This window comes from Rhizobium rhododendri (genome assembly GCF_007000325.2).
GTDB classification, from domain to species: Bacteria; Pseudomonadota; Alphaproteobacteria; order Rhizobiales; family Rhizobiaceae; genus Rhizobium; species Rhizobium rhododendri.
In genome coordinates, this window is record NZ_CP117267.1 from 3,360,594 (window position 1) to 3,379,687 (window position 19,094).

The 19,094-nt window shown below is 60.6% G+C and carries 19 protein-coding genes; 9 read left to right on the plus strand and 10 right to left on the minus strand.

The window, feature by feature from the left end:
* Window positions 1-822, minus strand: a complete 822-nt coding sequence (locus tag PR018_RS16265; protein ID WP_142830009.1) for a tetratricopeptide repeat protein — start codon at window positions 820-822, stop codon at window positions 1-3.
* Between the two features lie 143 nt (window positions 823-965).
* Here PR018_RS16265 and PR018_RS16270 point away from each other — a divergent pair, with 143 nt between their 5' ends.
* The 5 genes from PR018_RS16270 (at window position 966) to PR018_RS28475 (ending at window position 4,605) form a co-directional block, all read left to right on the plus strand.
* Entirely contained in the window at window positions 966-2,357 is a 1,392-nt protein-coding gene (locus tag PR018_RS16270) for a leucyl aminopeptidase family protein (RefSeq protein WP_142830011.1), read from the plus strand.
* Between the two features lie 85 nt (window positions 2,358-2,442).
* A complete protein-coding gene (locus PR018_RS16275; RefSeq protein WP_142830013.1) occupies window positions 2,443-2,793 on the plus strand; it encodes a MarR family winged helix-turn-helix transcriptional regulator in 351 nt (116 codons plus the stop codon).
* Window positions 2,794-2,804: 11 nt separating this feature from the next.
* Window positions 2,805-3,659: a C40 family peptidase gene (locus PR018_RS16280; RefSeq protein WP_142830015.1), complete on the plus strand. Its 855-nt coding sequence runs from the start codon at window positions 2,805-2,807 to the stop codon at window positions 3,657-3,659.
* A gap of 294 nt (window positions 3,660-3,953) precedes the next feature.
* Window positions 3,954-4,178 (plus strand): hypothetical protein, encoded by a 225-nt coding sequence (locus PR018_RS16285; RefSeq protein ID WP_142830017.1) that lies wholly within the window; start codon window positions 3,954-3,956, stop codon window positions 4,176-4,178.
* 124 nt (window positions 4,179-4,302) lie between these two features.
* Complete coding sequence (locus PR018_RS28475) at window positions 4,303-4,605, plus strand: GCG_CRPN prefix-to-repeats domain-containing protein (protein WP_142830019.1); 303 nt, start codon at window positions 4,303-4,305, stop codon at window positions 4,603-4,605.
* Window positions 4,606-4,654: 49 nt separating this feature from the next.
* On the opposite strand, the gene PR018_RS16290 is transcribed toward PR018_RS28475, so the two are convergent.
* From PR018_RS16290 to cyoA, 5 genes are all read right to left on the minus strand, one after another.
* Entirely contained in the window at window positions 4,655-5,353 is a 699-nt protein-coding gene (locus tag PR018_RS16290) for an SURF1 family protein (RefSeq protein WP_224140366.1), read from the minus strand.
* Between the two features lie 144 nt (window positions 5,354-5,497).
* The gene (gene cyoD / locus PR018_RS16295) at window positions 5,498-5,923 is read right to left on the minus strand and encodes a cytochrome o ubiquinol oxidase subunit IV (protein ID WP_142830023.1); all 426 of its coding nucleotides are present in this window, start codon (window positions 5,921-5,923) and stop codon (window positions 5,498-5,500) included.
* Window positions 5,920-6,549, minus strand: coding sequence for a cytochrome o ubiquinol oxidase subunit III (cyoC, locus tag PR018_RS16300; RefSeq protein WP_142830025.1), 630 nt, complete (start codon window positions 6,547-6,549; stop codon window positions 5,920-5,922). The genes cyoD and cyoC overlap by 4 nt, the downstream gene beginning before the upstream one ends.
* A gap of 4 nt (window positions 6,550-6,553) precedes the next feature.
* Window positions 6,554-8,557 (minus strand): cytochrome o ubiquinol oxidase subunit I, encoded by a 2,004-nt coding sequence (cyoB, locus tag PR018_RS16305; protein ID WP_142830027.1) that lies wholly within the window; start codon window positions 8,555-8,557, stop codon window positions 6,554-6,556.
* A gap of 52 nt (window positions 8,558-8,609) precedes the next feature.
* On the minus strand, window positions 8,610-9,683 hold the full coding sequence (gene cyoA / locus PR018_RS16310; RefSeq protein WP_142830029.1) for a ubiquinol oxidase subunit II: 1,074 nt from the start codon (window positions 9,681-9,683) through the stop codon (window positions 8,610-8,612).
* A 383-nt stretch (window positions 9,684-10,066) separates the two neighbouring features.
* On the opposite strand from cyoA, the gene PR018_RS16315 reads away from it, so the two are divergent.
* A complete protein-coding gene (locus PR018_RS16315) occupies window positions 10,067-11,404 on the plus strand; it encodes an MFS transporter (protein ID WP_142830030.1) in 1,338 nt (445 codons plus the stop codon).
* A 67-nt stretch (window positions 11,405-11,471) separates the two neighbouring features.
* Here PR018_RS16315 and PR018_RS16320 read toward each other — a convergent pair whose 3' ends face one another.
* From PR018_RS16320 to PR018_RS16335, 4 genes are read right to left on the minus strand one after another with little or no spacing between them, the layout of a single operon-like run.
* Window positions 11,472-12,335: an efflux RND transporter periplasmic adaptor subunit gene (locus PR018_RS16320; RefSeq protein ID WP_142830032.1), complete on the minus strand. Its 864-nt coding sequence runs from the start codon at window positions 12,333-12,335 to the stop codon at window positions 11,472-11,474.
* Window positions 12,332-12,541, minus strand: coding sequence for a DUF1656 domain-containing protein (locus PR018_RS16325; protein WP_142830033.1), 210 nt, complete (start codon window positions 12,539-12,541; stop codon window positions 12,332-12,334). The genes PR018_RS16320 and PR018_RS16325 overlap by 4 nt, the downstream gene beginning before the upstream one ends.
* Window positions 12,538-14,619, minus strand: coding sequence for an FUSC family protein (locus PR018_RS16330; RefSeq protein ID WP_142830035.1), 2,082 nt, complete (start codon window positions 14,617-14,619; stop codon window positions 12,538-12,540). The genes PR018_RS16325 and PR018_RS16330 overlap by 4 nt, the downstream gene beginning before the upstream one ends.
* Window positions 14,609-15,064, minus strand: coding sequence for a MarR family winged helix-turn-helix transcriptional regulator (locus PR018_RS16335; protein WP_202617167.1), 456 nt, complete (start codon window positions 15,062-15,064; stop codon window positions 14,609-14,611). Before PR018_RS16335 ends, PR018_RS16330 begins: the two co-directional genes overlap by 11 nt.
* 231 nt (window positions 15,065-15,295) lie before the next feature.
* On the opposite strand from PR018_RS16335, the gene PR018_RS16340 reads away from it, so the two are divergent.
* The 3 genes from PR018_RS16340 to PR018_RS16350 all read left to right on the plus strand — a co-directional run bounded on the left by PR018_RS16340 (window position 15,296) and on the right by PR018_RS16350 (window position 19,084).
* Window positions 15,296-16,315, plus strand: a complete 1,020-nt coding sequence (locus PR018_RS16340) for an iron ABC transporter substrate-binding protein (protein ID WP_142830039.1) — start codon at window positions 15,296-15,298, stop codon at window positions 16,313-16,315.
* A gap of 118 nt (window positions 16,316-16,433) precedes the next feature.
* Window positions 16,434-18,032 carry an ABC transporter permease gene (locus tag PR018_RS16345; RefSeq protein WP_142830041.1) on the plus strand — a complete coding sequence of 533 codons (1,599 nt, stop codon included), beginning with the start codon at window positions 16,434-16,436 and terminating at the stop codon, window positions 18,030-18,032.
* Window positions 18,029-19,084: an ABC transporter ATP-binding protein gene (locus PR018_RS16350; protein ID WP_142830043.1), complete on the plus strand. Its 1,056-nt coding sequence runs from the start codon at window positions 18,029-18,031 to the stop codon at window positions 19,082-19,084. The genes PR018_RS16345 and PR018_RS16350 overlap by 4 nt, the downstream gene beginning before the upstream one ends.
* The last annotated feature ends 10 nt before the right edge of the window (window positions 19,085-19,094 follow it).

The window sequence follows — 19,094 nt, forward strand, 5'->3', positions numbered from 1 at the left end:
TCAGTTGACAGGTCTCGGCGCGCCGTCCTTGCTGGCAAGCTTCTGCCAGGAATTCTGCTGGGCCAGCATGGTGCGCAGGTAATTGACGTTGGCATTGGCCTGCTGCTGCGTCAGTTCCGACCGGGCAATCTGCTCGGCCTCGGGAAAGCGCCCCTGGAGGCCGACGACAAGCGCCAGGTTTTGTCGGACGCGACTGTCGGCAGTCGGCTGGGCGACAGCTGAGCGCAGATAGGTCTCGGCCGTCTTCAGATCTCCGGTCAGGACATAGGACATGCCGAGATTGGATAGGATCGAGGGCTCATTCGGTTGCAGGTCCAGTGCGTCGCGATATTTACCCCTTGCTTCGGTGGCGCGGCCGAGCTGATCGAGGATAGCGCCCTGCGCTGAGACCAGCCGCCAGTCTGGCCGGTCAGGTGTCTGGGCGCGCTCGATTGTGGCGAGAGCCTCATTCAATTGTCCTGCAGCCGCCTGTGCCTTTCCGTAGGCAGCCAGAACGCCACGGTCGTTGGGATTGGCGATTGCCACCTGCTGCATGACAGCGAGGGACTGGGCATTGCGACCGCTGGCGCGCAGTGCATTGGCGTAATTGACGCCGACAACGGGGTTCCGCGGGTTTGCGTCGTATGCCTTGCCGAGCGCTGCCGTGCTGCCGGAGAGCTCGCCGGGGCTCATGTCGTCGGCAGACTTCGACATTTTCGGGATTGAGCCTGTGGTAGTCTTGTCCGTCGTCGTCGCGCAGCCGGCGAGCAGCAGTGCTGCCAGCAGGGCGACACTGGCCTGAAGGCTGCGGATTGTCGAAAAAGAGGGTGCCGAAGCGGTCATGGCGCGATCCGTGAAATCGATTGGTCCTGCGCCAGATCCATAAAGACAGCAGATAATAGTGTGGCGCAATCTTCGCTCCAGCAATAATCTGTTAACCCTAACAGATCGTTAATTTACCGACTCAGGCGGATCGAAGGATCATCATGGCCCCCTACCAGTATATCGACCGAGCAACACCCTTTAATACCAAGGGTGGCAAGACCCTCCCGGTCTTCGCAGTCACGCCCGCGCATATCGAAACAGGCACCATCGATCCTATCGCTCTCGATTGGGCTCGAAAGACCGGCTACAAGGCGGATAGCGGCACTTTGCTACTTATCCCGACGGAGGAGGGGCACCTCGGCGGCGCCTTGTTCGGCCTCGGGGCCAACCCCTCGGAACAGCCCTATCTCACCGGCCGTCTTGCCCGCTCGCTGCCGCCCGGCGACTGGCATATCGAAACCGCTCCGCTCACCGCCCATCGTCTTGCGTTGGGGTTCGGCCTCGGCAGCTATCGTTTCGACCGCTACAAGGCGGACAAGACGGTTGCACCGACGCTGATGATCCCGCGCGATGCCGATGCTGTCGATATCAAGCGGCAACTGGCAGGCGTATTCCTTGCCCGCGATCTGATCAACACACCCACCAACGATATGGGCCCGGGCCATCTGGAAGAAGTCTTCCGGGCACTCGCCGCCCACTACAATGCCCAATGCACCGTCATTACAGGCGACGACCTGCTGACGCAGAATTTCCCGCTGGTCCATACTGTCGGCCGCGCCAGCGCCGACGCGCCGCGGTTACTTGAGCTGCGCTGGGGCAAGAAAGGCCATCATCGCATCACGCTCGTCGGCAAGGGCGTGTGCTTCGATACGGGCGGCCTTGACATCAAGCCGTCCGCCTCGATGCTTCTGATGAAGAAGGACATGGGCGGTGCCGCCAATATCCTCGGTCTGGCGCTGATGATCATGGATGCAAAACTCAAGGTCGACCTGCGCGTCATCATACCGGTTGTTGAAAATTCGATTTCCGCCAACGCCTTCCGACCCGGCGACATCTACAAGAGCCGCAAGGGCCTGACTGTCCAGATCGACAATACCGATGCGGAAGGCCGCCTCATCCTGGCGGACGCACTGGCCTACGCCGATGAGGAGGCGCCCGATCTCATGATCGACATGGCCACATTGACGGGGGCTGCGCGCGTCGCACTCGGCCCCGACCTGCCGCCGCTCTTTACCGATGACGAAGGCCTTGCAGACGACCTCGCCGAAGCAAGCCTGGAGACGGACGATCCCCTGTGGCGGATGCCGCTCTACATGGGCTACGATAAGGATATCCGGACCAAGTTTGCCGATATCACCAATGCTCCGGCCGGCGGCATGGCAGGCGCCATCACGGCCGCACTGTTTCTCAAGCGCTTCGTCACCAATACCAAAAGCTGGGCGCATCTCGATATCTATGGCTGGGCACCAAGCGAGCGGCCGCATTCGCCGGGCGGCGGCGAGGCACAGGCTATCCGGGCCCTTTACCATTATATCCGGCAGAAAGTCCGGTAAGGGGCGGGGTCCGGAAACGCCTCTTGAAATGGTCACGAACTCGCAGGACAATGAAACGGCTGCGTAACGGACCCCGGAGTGCGTCTTGTCCCTTGAACTGACCGCTTCCCAGGCATTGGGCCTCTGGCATGGCGTTACCATGGAGCAGGTTCATCTCGATAAGCGGGATCTCACCTTGCGACAGATGGCGATCCTGCTGCAGATCTATCTGGTCCCGCCGCCCCACACGGTTCGTGGACTGGCGGCGACTTTGGGCGTCAGCAAGCCGGTCATCACCCGCGCCCTCGATACGATGGGGGCGATGGGCCTTGTCGACCGCGTGCGGGACGCCAAGGATCGCCGCAATGTCATCATAAAGCGCACAGTCACGGGCGCGCTTTATCTGGAAAAACTCGGCGATCTGGTCATCGGCCAGAGCCGCCTGCTCACCTCCTGAAGGATAAAAGGATGGAACTTGACCGCCGCCTCAATGCCTATCGTCCGGATATCGCCGACATTGCGCTCGAGGGGATCGTGAATGCCGAGCGCTTTGTCACCGGAAACCCGGCGCTGATCGGCGCACCGGTCATCGGCCTGCGTCCTAGAGCAGACATGGCGGCGGGCATCGACACTGAATTGCTACGCGGCGAGGCGGTGACTGTGTTCGAGCGCAAGGACGGGTGGTGCTGGGTAAGGGCAGCGTCTGACGGGTATGTCGGCTATCTGCCGGAAGATGCCCTGTCGGTCGCCGGAGCCAGTCCGACACATGTCGTCTGGCCCCAACGCAGCCCGCTTTATCCGGAGCCGGAGCTTCGAAAGCCGCACGTCGCTGTATTGTCCATGGGAAGCCGGGTCTGTGTTACGGGCGAGGCAGAAGTCCGGGGAAATCGATATGTCGTTCTGGATGACGGTACTGCGCTCTATGCCAAGCATGTGCGGCTGATCGGCGACGCGGTAGAAAGCGACTATGTTGCCGTTGCGGGCCGCTTTATCGAGACGCCCTACCTCTGGGGCGGCCGTTCCGGGCTGGGCATCGATTGCTCTGGGCTGGTCCAGTTGGCGATGGCCATGGTGGGTAAAGCTGCGCCCCGCGATGCCGACATGCAGGCGGCAGGCCTCGGCGAACCGATCGAGCGGGGCCACCTTCGCCGCGGCGACCTCGTGTTCTGGAAAGGGCACGTCGCAATCATGGAGGATGCCGAGACGATCATCCACGCCAACGGCCATACGATGACGGTTGCCCGAGAGAACTTCGCCGACGCCGTGGAGCGGATCGGCTGGCTCTACGAGCAGCCGACGGGATACCGTCGTCCTCCTGCGTGAAGGTCGTATCAGGCAAGTTTGCGTACCGCACCCTGCCTTGCCACGGCAGGGCCAATGGCCTATCTATAATGTCATAGAGATAGGTCGAAGACATTGGTTCAGCGAACTGCCGTCATTGTTTTCAACGTTTCAATAATGGCTTCCGAGCGGAGCCTTCGTCCCGACCATCTCCGGCTTGCCTCGAACGGTTAGCCTTCTTTCTATGACAGACGAATGCGGCGTCATTGTTCCATCAGGTGATGACGACGCGTATTCGCCCGCCGCTCCAACTCACATCAACGAAGGACACGCGGCATGCCGAAAACTGCAAAAGACTCATTCTTCAAGACGGACAAGACCGGCAAGCGCGACAAGAACGCCGCCGATGCACCTCCCTTTCGCACCATTGCCCACGAGGAGTCCGCCGCGCGCTTGCGCAAAACTGCGCGCCTCAAGGAGCAGCGCCTTTTGAAGGAAGCCGAAGACGCCAAGCTGGAGCCTGTCGAAAAGGTGAAGAAGGCAGCTCCGAAGAGCGTCTGATCGAACAGGCGACCTATCGATAGGTGTCGTGTTCGATGAACGGAAAGCTCTCGTTCAATTCAGTCCCGGTTAAGGCGCGGAAGCGCAATTTACTGGGGATGGTTCGAACGAAAGGTCATCAGATATGCGATACTCTTTGATAGCTTCCGCCGTAGTTTGGACGGGTCTCGCCGTCTCCGCAGCCCAGGCAATGCCCGTTGGCCCGTCTACGTTCAACACGGATAACGCGCCGATCGTTCAAGTCGATTACGCCTGCGGTCGGGGATGGCACGAATCGTGGAATGGCGAATGCCGGCCGAATGAATGGCGTCGCGGTCCGCCGCCTTTCTGGGACCGCGACCGCTGGCCCCCGCATCATCGCCATCATTGGGACGAATATGGCGGCGGCGATGGAGACTGGGGTCGTCCCCCACCGCCCCGCTGGTAAACTCCACCGTTAAAGAGGGACTGCCGTTGCGAGATGGCAGTCCCTTTTTTCACGATATCGTCCGTTTGCGTTCGAGGAAAACGAGATAGCCTGTCATGCCGAACGACATGATCGCCATCCCGAACCACGTGAAGGCATAGACCAGATGGCTGTTCGGGAAAACGATCTGGGTCAGCCCGCCGACCGGTAATCCGCCCGGATTGGGCTCGGAATCCGCATCGATGAAATAGGGCGCCACGTCCGTCAGGCCCCGGGCAGCGGCCATCGCTGCCACGTCACGGGAATACCAGCGCTCGTCTTGCGGCACGTTCGACCGCAGCAAAGTGCCCTTCGGTTCGTTGATGCGCAGAAGGCCGGTGATGGTGGTGGGTGTCGAGATTTCTCCTTCCGGCCTCGTCTTCGGATTGCGCTTGTCCGTCGGAACGAAGCCACGATTGATCCAAGTTATCGTTCCGTCCGCGGATTTCATCGGGGTCAGCACCCAGAAACCGGGACCGAGGTTCGTCACCGCGTAGACCTGGGTCTCCTTGTCGTTCATCAAGGTTCCGGCAATGCGTACATGGCGATATTCGTCGTCATTGGTATTTATCGAAGACCATGTCGATGGACCGGGTGCGGGCTGCGGCGGAGCGTGCACCCGAGCATCGACGCGGGCAATCAAGTCCAGCTTCCAGTGCAGCCGTTTAACCTGCCAGGTTCCAAGCCCGATAAAGACAGCAGTCAATAGCAGCAGGCAGATAACCCACATTACCAAGGCAAATCTTGACCGGTGGGACGTCGAAGGGGGGGCGGAAACAGGTGTCATGGCGCGAGGCTCCATCGGAGGCGCGAAACCGGCGAGCAGGTGCTCAAGCCGGAGAGGCCGAGCGATCCTGGACCGCCCGGCAGTGCTTTACGGCATGTTGCGCATCATGTCCGGGGACATCGGCATCATGTTGACGTTGAGGTTGTGCATGACCCAGAGCGAACCGCTGAGCGCGATCACGACGATCACGACGGTGAAGGTCAGCGCCAGTGCGTTCCAGCCGCCTTCAGACTTGGTGTTCATGTGCAGGAAATAGACCATGTGGACGACGATCTGTACGGCGCCGAGTGCCATGACGATGCCGGCGGTCGTTACCGGGCTTTCGATGACCTTTGCCATCACCAGCCAGAACGGGATGACGGTCAGGATTACCGACAGGACAAACCCGGTCATGTAGCTCTTGAACGTACCGTGAGCCGCTTCGTGCCCGCCATGGCCATGACCATCGTGCCCGTGTGTCGCGTGTCCGTGATCGCTGCCTGCAGTGTGTGGAGTGTGCGTGTTCGAGCTCATCCGAGAACCCCCATGAGATAGACGAAGGAGAAAACGCCGATCCAGACGACGTCGAGGAAGTGCCAGAACATGCTGAGGCACATCAGGCGGCGCTTGTTCTCGTGGATAAGGCCATGTTTGCCGACCTGAACCATGAGGGTGACGAGCCAGACGATACCGCAGGTGACGTGCAGTCCGTGGGTGCCGACAAGCGTGAAGAATGCCGACAGGAATGCACTGCGCTGCGGGCCAGCGCCCTCAAGGATCAGGTGGTAGAATTCGTTGAGCTCGAGCGCAACGAAGGCGACCCCGAAGAGGCCGGTGATCCCCAGCCACAGCAGGGTCGACCGGGTGTTGTTCTTCTCCATGCTCAGCATGGCAAAGCCATACGTGATCGAGGAGAGCAGCAGCATCGTGGTATTGATCGCCACGGTCGACAGCTCGAACAGGTCGGCTGGCGAAGGGCCGGCCGCATAGGAGCGGCCGAGCACGGCGTAGGTTGCGAAGAGCACTGCGAAGATCAGGCAGTCGCTCATGATGTAGATCCAGAAGCCGAGCATCGTGCTCTCTTCCGGGTGGTGCTCTTCCTTCAGGTAGAAGGCAGGCGTTTTGCCATCTGCGGCAGCGTCTGCATGCATTGCTGTCATTGTCTTATACCCGTTCTGCAAGCAGCTTGGTCCGCGCGTTTTCGGTTCTGATCACTTCTTCGACCGGAATGTAGAAGTCACGCTTGTAGTTAAAGGTGTGAGCGATAGTAACGACCACCATGGCGACGAAGCCAAGTGCTGCCATCCACCAGATATGCCACACCATGCCGAAACCGAAGACGATGCTGAGGATACCGAGGATAATGCCGGCGCTCGTGCTTTTCGGCATGTGGATCGGCAGGAAGCCTTCCGTCGGACGAACATGACCGCGAGCCTTCATGTCCCACCACGAGTCGTGATCGTAGACGATCGGGGTGAGGGCGAAGTTATAGCTCGGGGGTGGCGACGAAGTCGACCATTCCAAGGTACGGCCGCCCCAGGGGTCGCCTGTGAAGTCGGCAAGAGCTTCGCGATTCTTGATGCTGACGAAGATCTGGATCAGGAACGAAGCAATACCGATGGCAATTAGGCCGGCACCGAAGGCTGCAATAACGAAGTAGATCTGCAGCGACGGATCCTCGAACTGGCTGAGGCGGCGGGTGACGCCCATCAGGCCAAGGATGTAGAGCGGCATGAAGGCGAAGTAGAAGCCGACCAGCCAGAACCAGAAGGACATCTTGCCCCAGAACGGATCGAGCTTGAAGCCGAATGCCTTCGGGAACCAGTAGTTGATGCCTGCGAACGCGCCGAACACCACGCCGCCGATGATGACGTTATGGAAGTGGGCGATGAGGAAAAGCGAGTTATGCAGCACGAAGTCGGCCGGCGGAACTGCGAGCATGACGCCTGTCATGCCACCGATGACGAAGGTCACCATGAAGCCCATTGCCCACAGCATCGGAACCTCGAAGCGAATGCGACCACGGTACATGGTGAAGAGCCAGTTGAAGATCTTCGCCCCTGTCGGGATCGAGATGATCATCGTGGTGATGCCGAAGAACGAGTTTACGCTGGCGCCGGAGCCCATCGTGAAGAAGTGGTGCAGCCAGACGAGGTAGGAAAGGATGGTGATCACGACGGTGGCGTAGACCATCGACGCGTAACCAAACAGGCGCTTGCTGCAGAATGTCGCAACGACTTCCGAAAACACGCCGAATGCCGGCAGGATGAGGATGTAAACTTCCGGGTGACCCCAGATCCAGATGAGGTTGACATACATCATCGGGTTGCCGCCGAGGTCATTGGTAAAGAAGTTTGTTCCGGCGTAGCGGTCGAGCGACAGCAGGGCGAGAACGGCGGTCAGTACCGGGAAGGCGGCGACGATCAGGACGTTGGTGCAGAGAGCCGTCCAGGTGAAGATTGGCATCTTCATCATGGTCATGCCCGGCGCACGCATCTTGACGATGGTGGCAATCAGGTTGACGCCCGACAAAAGGGTACCGATACCCGCGATTTGCAGGCCCCAGATATAGTAATCGACACCGACATCGGGACTATAGGCGCTCTCCGACAGCGGCGGGTAGGCCAGCCAGCCAGTACGTGCGAACTCGCCGATGAACAACGAGATCATGATCAGCATTGAGCCGGCCGTGGTCATCCAGAAGCTGAAGTTGTTCAGGAACGGGAACGACACGTCGCGCGCGCCGATCTGGAGCGGAACCGCAAAGTTCATCAGACCAGTTACCAGCGGCATTGCCACGAAGAAGATCATGATCACGCCGTGCGCGGTAAAGATCTGGTCGTAGTGATGCGGCGGCAGATAGCCTTCGGATCCGTTGAATGCCATTGCCTGCTGCGTGCGCATCAGAAGGGCATCTGAGAAGCCACGCAACAGCATGATGATCGCGAGCACCATGTACATGATGCCGATCTTCTTGTGGTCGATGCTGGTGAACCATTCGTTCCACAGATAGCCCCACAGCTTGAAATAGGTGAGCAAGCCTAGAACGGTGGCGCCGCCGATTGCCACGACGATGAACGTCACGATCAGGATCGGTTCGTGATAGGGGATCGAGTCGAGGGTCAGTCGACCGAAGATGAACTTCAAGAGGTCCGGGTTTGAGAACATGGATTGCCTCTGTCCTTATGAATGTCTTGTTCTGAATACGCAGTCACGGAGATCATTTGCTCGGCGTGGCAGGGGCGGCGGAACCGTTGCCCATGTCCATGCCCGGCATCGATGTGTCGCCGTGGTCCATAGTGGCCGGCGCGACGTCATTGGCGGCATCGCGATTGTCGTGAATCAGTTTTTCGCGGTTTTCATGGCTTTCCTTACCCGCACCACCGCTGGCATCGATATGCATCATCTCGTTCATGCACATTTTGCCTGGAGTAGCGCACATGTTGAGGATGGAATTGTAGAGACCGTCGCCAACGGAGGAAAAGTACTGAACCGGGTCCTTGATGCTCGGCTTGGCGAGCTCGGCGTAGCTGGTCGTATCCAGCGCCTTGCCTTCGCTCTTGGCCTTCTGGACCCATTGGTCGAACGCCGCCTGGTCGAGGCCATGGAATTTGAAGCGCATGTTCGAAAACCCAGCGCCGCTGTAGTTGGCGGAGATGCCCTCGAATTCGCCCGGCTTGTTGATCACGGCGTGCAGTTTCGTTTCCATTCCCGCCATGGCGTAGATCTGCCCAGCCAGCGCCGGGATGTAGAACGAGTTCATGACCGTGCCGGACGTGATCTTGAAGTTGATCGGCGTATTGACCGGTGCTGCCAGCTCGTTGACCGTCGCAATGCCGAGGTCAGGGTAGAAGAACAGCCATTTCCAGTCGAGCGCCACGACCTCGACGGTCATCGGCTTCACGTCCTTGGCAAGCGGCGTTGCGCTGTCAATGCGGTCTAGCGGCCGGTAAGGGTCGAGCTTGTGGGTGCTGATCCACGTGACGGCGCCAAGAGCGATGATGATCACCAGCGGAGCCGACCAGATCATGACCTCGAGACGCGTCGAGTGATGCCAATCGGGATCATACTTGGCATCCGTGTTCGACTGACGGTATTTCCAGCCGAAAAAGAAGATCAGGAAGATCACCGGGATGATGATGAGGAGCATCAGCACCGTGGAAATCACGATGAGGTCGCGCTGCTGAACGGCGATGTCGCCGGATGGCGCCATGACCACCATGTTACAGCCCGCTAGCAGGACCAGCATGGAAAGGGCGGATAAACGGCTGAAGATTTTCGATGCTCTGTGCACGTCGCAAGCTCTTTTTGTTTCGACACTGCCGTGACTTAATTGACGGAGGTCATGAACGATATGAGGTGTTTCGTCGCAGCGCAGCAAGCTTACTGCGTCGCGGCAACGTCGGTATTGCACCTACCGGCAAAAGGTCGAGAAATCCAGACAGATTTACATGCCGAAAGCGTTTCTCGGAAGTGAATATATCCCACCCGTGACAAATCTCCATCGGTTGGTCGAAACAAAGCCTCTGGATCTTCGAAATGGCGTAAATCGTGCGATTTTAACGTCTCGATGATCAGATTAGCAGTTTCTGACTTGATAACGGGCAGAGTTAGGTCGAACATCGCTTTCGGGGCGAGTTCGTGGAGGAGCGAGCCTAGGGGCAGGGAGGTTTCACTATGGCTAATTTTACGCATGTGAGCGCAGAACCGACATCATCCGGACTGGAGCGGGATGCCCGCAAGATACACTCGGACAGACCAGTCGCGGCCGGCAATATCGCCATCGGAGTGATCATTGGTCGCACGTCCGAATTCTTCGATTTCTTCATCTACGGCATCGCCTCGGTACTGGTCTTTCCAAAGCTGTTCTTTCCGTTCGCCGATGCGCTGCAAGGCACGCTTTATTCGTTCCTCATTTTCTCGCTGGCCTTCATTGCCCGGCCAATCGGCTCGGTCATCTTCATGGCGGTCGATCGGACCTACGGGCGCGGTGTGAAGCTGACGATCGCGCTTTTCCTGCTGGGAGGATCGACTGTATCCATCAGCTTCCTTTCCGGTTATGACGAGATCGGCGTTGCCGCCATCTGGCTCTTGGCCGCGTTTCGCATCGGCCAGGGCTTGGCGCTGGGAGGAGCCTGGGACGGTCTTGCGTCGCTGCTTGCGCTGAATGCGCCAGCCAATCGCCGTGGCTGGTATGCGATGATCCCCCAGCTTGGAGCCCCCATCGGCTTCATGATTGCCAGCGCGCTGTTTGCCTATTTCGTCTTCAGCCTGTCGACCGAGGATTTCCTCTCCTGGGGCTGGCGCTATCCGTTCTTCTGCGCTTTCGCCGTCAATGTCGTTGCTTTGTTTGCCCGGTTGCGGCTGGTGGCGACGCCGGAGTTCGGCTCGCTGCTGGAGCGGCACGAGCTTGAAGCAACCAAGGTCGTCGACATGCTGAGTGCTCATGGACGCGATGTCGTCATCGGTGCCTTTGCACCGCTCGCAAGTTTCGCGCTGTTTCACCTGATGACGGTCTTCCCGCTCGGCTGGGTGACGCTTTACAGTGAGCAGGCGCCGGCTTCCTTCCTGATGGTCGAGTTCGTCGGGGCGATCTTTGCCATTGTCGGCATCGTCTGTTCCGGGCTGATTGCCGATCGCATCGGTCGTCGCGGACAACTGGCCGTCTGCGCAGTGCTGATCGCGATCTTCAGCTTTATCGCCCCGCACCTGCTCGATGGTGGCCAGACCGGCCGATACACCTTCGTCATCATCGGCTACTCATTGCTCGGCTTGTCCTTCGGCCAGGCGGCCGGTGCTCTCGCCTCGCGCTTCCGCCAAACCTACCGCTACACGGGCGCTGCAATCACCTCGGACCTCTCCTGGCTGATCGGCGCCGGCTTTGCGCCCTTCGTGGCGCTCAGCCTGTCCAGCCAGTTCGGCATTGCATTTGCCGGCTACTACCTGCTGTCCGGCGCGCTCTGCACGCTCGCTGCCCTGGCGTTCAGCCGCCGCCTGGAAACGCTGGATACCTGATAGGTACTGGCTAATTGCAAAGGCCGCGGCGTCGGAGATGCCGCGGTATTTCTTTGTCGGTCGCAGCTTAGGGTGTGATCGTCACGCTGGCAGTCCGGCCCGCCACCAGCGCAGTGCCTGCAGGCACGTCCGAGAGGGCGACGCGCACCGGCACGCGCTGGGCGAGGCGAACCCAGGTGAAGGTCGGCGTGACGTTGGCCAGCAGGCTGCTCGTTTCCGTGCGCTCCCGGTCCTCGATGCCGCCCGCGATGCCGACAACGCGGCCCTTTAGGGCGTCCTTCGTTCCCATCAGATGCACGACGGCGCCATCGCCGACCTTGATCCGATCCAGCTTGTTTTCCTCGAAATAGCCATCGATGTAATAGGAATCTGCGTCGATCAGCGCGGTGACGGCACTCCCGGCGGTCACATAGTTGCCAGGCTGGAGCGAGAAGTTGCTGAGAATCCCGTTGACCGGTGCCCGGACGGTCGAGCGGTCGATATTCAGCTGTGCGGTGTCGCGGCTGACCACCGCTTCCTCCAGTGCCGCCTGATCCTGTGCGACGGTGGCCTGCGTCTGTTGGATCTTCTGGCGCGTTACCGACCCGTCGCCAAGGCGCTGGTAGAGTTCGAGGTCGCTCTTGGCCATGCCGAGCGCCGCCTGAGCACTGGTGATTTGCGCTTCGGCCTGCCGCAGGGCAAGCGAGAAGCGCGCCTGGTCGATGCGGAAGATAACATCGCCCTTCTTGATGCTCTGGTTGTCCTTGACGTCGACCTCGGTCACGAAGCCCGAGACATCGGCAGCCACCCGCACGACGTCGGCGCGTACCTTGCCATCCCGTGTCCAGGGCGCGTTCATGTAATAATCCCAGAGGTGCCACCCAAGGACGCCAGCCAGGACGACGACAACGGCGGTGAACAGGAAACGACCTGAAAATGCCAGGAACTTCATAGGGGTATCCGATTGATTGTCAGCACGAGGGCGCCGAGCAGGCAGAAATAAAGGGCGGTATCGAACAGCGGCCGATGCCAGACGAGGCGATAGAAGCCGGTTGCTGCCAGCGCCTGCCTGAGGATTGCGTTGATAAAGAAGGCGATGACGGCCATCGCGCCCAGCGTCGGGATATAGACCCCGTAAATGTCGACCTCCGGTCTCATGCCGCTTTCTCCGCGGCGGTCATATCCGGGGCGGCCCGGTTTTCGTTGGCCGCAAAGATCGGTGCGTCGGGAAAGAGGTTGTAGCGCAGCCCGGTCATCGCACGCCGGGCGCCGGCGGCTTCCGTCGATATCGCGTCTGCTCCGAGGATGGCGAGCGAGCGATCAAGCGTTGCCAGAAGGTTGCCGGATGGATCGTCCGCTGCATCTCGCTTCGCCCGGTAGTGGTCCGCCACCGAGACGAGGACAGCATCCACGGCCGCGCTGTCGGTTGCCGACAGCGACGACTTGAGCCGTTGCAGGTCGACCGTATTCAGGCCGTTGCGCAGATCCTTCAGAACATCGTTCGGCGTCAATGCGGCGCTTGCCGGCAAGGAGGCAAGACGTGGCGCTGCAAGGCCGAGGCGATCGACCATGCGATGCAGGAGCCCAGTGACGTCACCGTCCTTTTGCCGCCGTGTCGCAGCGGCTATGTCCGCCCAGCCGGCTTGGAGAAGGCGGCGGGCGCTCCACTCCGCCCCAACGCTGCGCACCAGTGCTGTCGTGCAGCAGGCAATGACGAGGCCTATAATCAAAGCCGTGTTCGAGTTGAGAAATGTCTGCAGGTCGAGGCTCAGTCGTCCCTGCAGCGACAGCATGTTCGGCAGGTTGACGCCGAAGCCGAGGCCGAGAAGCATTGTCTTCGGCTTCGCCATCAGGACACCGGCAGGAATGAGGAAGAGGCCGAGCGCGGCCGAGAGCGCCCAGTAGCTGTAGACCATCGGGAATATGCCGAACTCGAGGACGAAGGCTGCCACGACGGCGGCAAGGCTCGCCGTGATGAAGCCCCGGATTGCCGGTGTCGGATCGTCCATGGCGGCAAACAGGCAGCAGATGACGCCGGCCATCATCGCCGCCGTACTTCCCTGCGGCCAGCCTGTGAGGATCCAGGCGGCGGTCGCAATGCAGGTCGAAAGCATCGCCACGAGTGCCGAATAGATCGCCATGCCGTAGTCCTTGTGCATCGGCTGTGTATCGAGCGACGCGCCGAAGCGGTTCCATCTCAAGGCGTGCCGCGATCCCGAGGCGATGTCCGACTTGAGGTCGATGCAGTCGCTCCAGATCTGGATGAGATCCCGCATGCGCGCGACGACATTCTGGACCAGCAGTTGCGCCCAGGGCGGCCGGCCGTCAGTGTCGTTTTCCGCCTCCTCCATCAGCGTTAGAAAAGTCTGCCGCTGGTCGGGCGAGAGTGGCTGGCCGCTCTCGAGCCAGTCGGACACAGCATCGATCAGCCGGGTCATGGCCGGCGTATATGTGGTCACACGCGACAGGGTAGCGAGCACGTCTGCAAGACCGGAGGTCACTGGGAGCAGCACGATCATGCGGCGTTGCAGCGCGCGAGCGCAGTCCACCATGTCTCGATGGCTGGAGGTGTCGTAGGAAACATGGGTCGTGAACGCATGCAGATCGACGGCATCGGCTGAAAGGCGTCCGACCAGCGCTGTGTTGGCGGGATCGCTGTAGCGGCCACGGAGTGTGCCGAGGGCAAGGGCCGCACCGTCCTTCAGCCAGGCGTCGATGCGCGTGGCAAGGACCGGGCCGGCGTGGCGGGGCAAAAACACGCGGCTGACAACCGCCGCGCAGACGATAGCCACTGCAATCTCGATGACCCGGGCCGCCGCATAGGTGAAGGCAATCTCCGGCGTTGCAACGATCGGAAATGCCGTCAGCGCCGTCGTATAGCCGGCAAGCATGAAGACATAGCTGCGCGGTGTCCGGTCGAGCAGCGCTACGGCGAGACAGAGCCCCATCCACAAGGAGATGGCGAGCGTCAGGACTTCGGGTGAATTGACCAGATTGGGAAGCAGGATGACGGTCATGGTGCCGCCGATCGCCGTTCCGAGCAAGCGATAGACGGCCTTCGACGTGCTTGCACCCGACAGGGGATGCGAAACGATATAGACAGTGCCCACAGCCCAGTAGGGATTCTGAAGGTCGAAACAGAGGGCAATCGCGAGCGCCAGCATCGCCGCGATAAAGGTCTTCAGCGAAAAGACGACGTCGCCCAGCTCCGGAAAACGGCTTGCTTTACTGGTCATCGTCGGATGCCCCGGTAAAGGAAGAAGCCTTTGTGGAAATGATCCTGAGGACGTCGAGCGCCGCCAGCATCTGCTCTGGTGGAATGTCGCCGAGCATCGTCTCACGCAGCTTTGCGGCGCATTTCTCACAGCGTTCGGCGACGATTTTTCCGGCTGGTGTCAGTTCAACCAGCTTGATGCGACGGTCCGTATCGTCGGGCACGCGGCAGATCAGGCCGTCGCTTTCCAGTCCGTCGAGCACGCGCACCAGCGTCGGGCCTTCTATTCCAACCCTGTCGGCCAGTACGCCCTGGGGAATGCGGTCGCCCAATCGAAGAAGGGTGATCAGCGGTGCGGCAGTCGCGTCCGACAGATTGTGTTCCACGAGCATGATGTTGAGAGCCCGCCGCCAGCCGCGCCCGGAGACGAGCAGAAGCGGGGCGAACTCGGCCCATAAACTCTTCAAATTAGTTTTCATGCTTATCGATAGCATTCAACTGATTTGAGTGCAATCGGATTTTGGGCAGGGAAGAAGGCTGCAAGTCCGGAAGATCTCAAGATCGGGGCCCAAAGCAGCATTCGGATGCCATTTTCAATATTTTGTGACCCTGCCCGCATCGTCTAAACTTGAAATGACTACTCATGTTAAATATAGGGCTGAGGAGAAATCTGTCCGCCCACCCAAATCGAGGATGCCATGAAGTTTTCCCGTTCATTTTTTGCCGGCCTGACACTTGCCTGCGCTACCGCAGCAGGCCCGTTGGCTGTTTCCCTGGCGCACGCGCAGGATGATGGCATCGTCGTCTACAATGCCCAGCATGAGACACTGACCCAGGCATGGGCCGAAGGGTTCACCAAAGACACCGGCATCAAGGTCACGGTCCGCAATGGCAGCGACATGCAGTTCGCCAATCAGATCATCGAGGAAGGCGCAGCATCGCCAGCCGACGTGTTCCTGACCGAAAATTCCCCGGCGATGGTCCTGGTCGATGCCGCCGGCCTTTTCGCCCCGATCGACGCGGATACGCTGGCCCAGCTTCCTGAGACCTTCAAGGCGGCAGACGGCAAATGGACGGGCGTTGCCGCCCGGACCACCGTCTTTGCCTATGACAAGACGAAGCTGAAGGAGGCCGATCTGCCGAAATCCATGATGGATCTTGCCGATCCGAAGTGGAAGGGACGCTGGGGCGCCTCGCCGGGCGGCGCGGATTTCCAGGCAATCGTCAGCGCCTTTCTGGAATTGAAGGGCGAGGCGGAGACCGCCAAATGGCTAAAGGCGCTGAAAGAGAATGCAACGAGCTACAAGGGTAACAGCGTTGCGATGAAAGCCGTCAATGCCGGCGAGATCGAAGGCGCGCTGATCTATCACTATTACTGGTTCGGCGATCAGGCGAAGACCGGCGAAAACAGCAAGAATGTCGCCCTGCATTACTTCAAGAACCAGGATCCGGGCGCGTTCGTCAGCATTTCCGGCGGCGCTGTGCTTGCCTCCAGCCAGCATCAGAAAGAAGCCCAGGCCTTCATCAAGTGGATCACCGGCAAGGGTGGCCAGACGGTGCTGCGCGATGGCAATTCATTCGAGTATGCGGTTGGCAACGGTGCGCAGTCCAATCCCAAGCTGGTGCCGCTTGCCGAGTTGCAGGCCCCCAAGATCGAGCCGTCCAAGCTGAACAGCAAGAAGGTGACCGATCTGATGACGGCCGCCGGCCTCATCTGATACCTCTTGCGCAAGGCTCGCCTGCCCTGCTAGGGCCTTGGCAACAGCGTCACGCATTATCATCGGCAATCGCCCACTGGCGGTTGCCGTGCTGTATTCAGAAATGAGGGCAGCCGTCATGCTGCAAAAAAACAGCCAAGCCGCACCCGGCTATCCGGCCGATGCCCTGCGCCTGACAAGGCCGGCGGCATCTCGTGGCCGCGTGCCGAACGTGCCGGTTTTCGTTGTTGCTGCCCTCGTGTCGTTGCTCAGCCTACTGCCGCTTGGCTTCATAGTCTGGATTACTATCCAGACCGGCTGGCAGCAGGTGATCGCGCTGGTCTTTCGAAATCGCGTCGGCGAGCTGCTGATCAACACTGTGCTGCTCGAAGTCTGCACGCTGCCGCTCTGCATCATCCTTGCGGTTACGCTCGCCTGGCTTACCGAACGCACCGACATTTTCGGCGCGCGGATATGGTCGTGGCTCTCGGCGGCACCCCTCGCAGTTCCTGCCTTCGTTCACAGCTACGCCTGGGTCAGCCTGGTTCCGGGCATGCGTGGCCTGTCGAGCGGCGTGCTCGTTTCGGTTCTCGCCTACTATCCATTTCTCTACCTCCCGGTCGCAGCTGCCTTGCGCCGTCTCGATCCGGCCATCGAAGATGCGGCCGCCTCTCTCGGGCTGGGCCCCTGGCGTGTCTTTTTCCGCGCCGTACTGCCGCAGCTGCGACTGGCGATTTGCGGGGGTTCGCTATTGATCGGCCTCCATCTCCTGGCCGAATACGGCCTGTTCATCATGATCCGCTTCGATACGTTCGCGACCGCCATCGTCGACCAGTTTCAGTCTGCCTACAACAGCCCGGCCGCCAATATGCTCGGCGGCGTTCTGGTGCTGTGCTGCCTGCTGATGCTTGGCCTCGATGCGCTGATCCGCGGCAATGAACGCTACGCCCGTGTCGGCTCCGGTGCCGCCCGTCCGGCAGATTGCCGCCGTCTCGGCCGCCTCGCACTCCCCTGCATCCTGTTGCCGGTCATCACGGCAGCGCTGGCTCTGGGCGTGCCCTTCGTGACGCTGGCGCGCTGGCTGGTGATCGGCGGCGCCGATATCTGGCGGATGGATATGCTCGGATTGGCCTTCGCGCAGACAATGGTGCTGGCAATCGCCGGCGGCATCCTGGCAACGGTCGCTGCAGCGCCGATGGCCTGGCTCTCCGTGCGTGCGCCGGGCAGGCTGCAACGGCTGCTCGAAGCCTGCCACTATTATGTGGGCTCGCTGCCGGGCGTTGTCGTGGCGCTGGCGCTCGTCTCGATCACCGTGCGAATGATCCTGCCGCTCTATCAGACCTTTGCGACGCTGCTGGTTGCCTACGTGTTGCTGTTTCTGCCGCGTGCCATGGTCGGCCTCAGGGCCAGCATTGCCCAGGCGCCGGTAGAACTGGAGCGGGCAGCCATGGCCCTTGGCCGCACGCCAGGTCAGGCGGTCCGCCAGATCACCATGCGGCTTGCGGCGCCAGGCGCTGCGGCAAGCGTTGCACTTGTCGCGCTCGGCATCACCAACGAGCTGACGGCAACGCTGATGCTCTCGCCAAACGGCACCGTGACGCTGGCGACGAAATTCTGGTCGCTGACCAGCGAGATCGACTATGTCTCGGCTGCCCCTTATGCCCTGATGATGGTCGTCCTGTCGTTGCCGCTCACCCTTCTTCTTCACATGCAATCCAAGCGAACGGCCGGGCAATGACCTTCCTGACGATCCAAGATATCAGCAAGCGCTACGGCCCTGTCCTGGCGCTCGACAGCATCGACCTGCAGGTTGAAATCGGCAGCCGCACCGCTATCGTCGGCCCTTCCGGCTCCGGCAAGACGACTTTGCTGCGTATCATCGCGGGCTTCGAACAGCCGGATCATGGCCGCGTCGTTCTGCAGGGCGAGACACTGGCCGATGGACCTTCTATCGTGCCCGCGCATCGCCGGGGCATCGGCATAGTCTCCCAGGACGGCGCCCTCTTTCCCCATCTGAGCGTGGCCGAAAACATCGGCTTCGGCATCGAGCGCGGTGTTGCTGACCGCAGCGAGATCATCCGCGACCTCGTGGATATGGTCGAGCTCGATCATGCCATGCTCGATCGACGTCCGCATCAGCTGTCCGGCGGCCAGCAGCAGCGTGTTGCACTGGCCCGCGCGCTTGCCCGCAAGCCGAAGCTGATGCTGCTCGACGAGCCCTTTTCGGCACTCGACACCGGGCTGCGTGAAAACATGCGCAAGGCCGTGGCGAGAGTTTTGCAGACGGCCGGTATCACCGCAATTCTCGTTACCCACGATCAGGCCGAGGCCTTGTCCTTCGCAGATCAGGTCGCCGTGCTACGCGGTGGACAACTGGTCCAGGCCGGCCCGCCCCAGTCGCTTTACCTCCGTCCTGTCGATCGGGAGACGGCAACGTTTCTTGGCGATGCGCTGCTTTTGCCTGCCGATCTCGGAGAGGGTTTTGCGGATTGCGTACTGGGCCGGATCGTAACGGACGCGCCAGCGCAAAGTGGCCCATCTGAAATCATGCTGCGCCCCGAGCAGCTTCATCTCTCCCTTGCCGAAGGCGCGCCGGACGGAACGGGATGCCGGGGAACCGTGGACGACATCGAGTTCGGCGGCGCGCTTTGCACCGTCACCCTGCGTCTCGCCGAACAGAACGGCGGCTCCACACTGATGGTCAAATGCTCCGGGATAGGCCTTCCCGCCATTGGCAGCGCGGTCGAGGTGACCGTGCGCGGTAGCGCCCATGTCTTTGCCACGCTTTAGGCATGGCAAA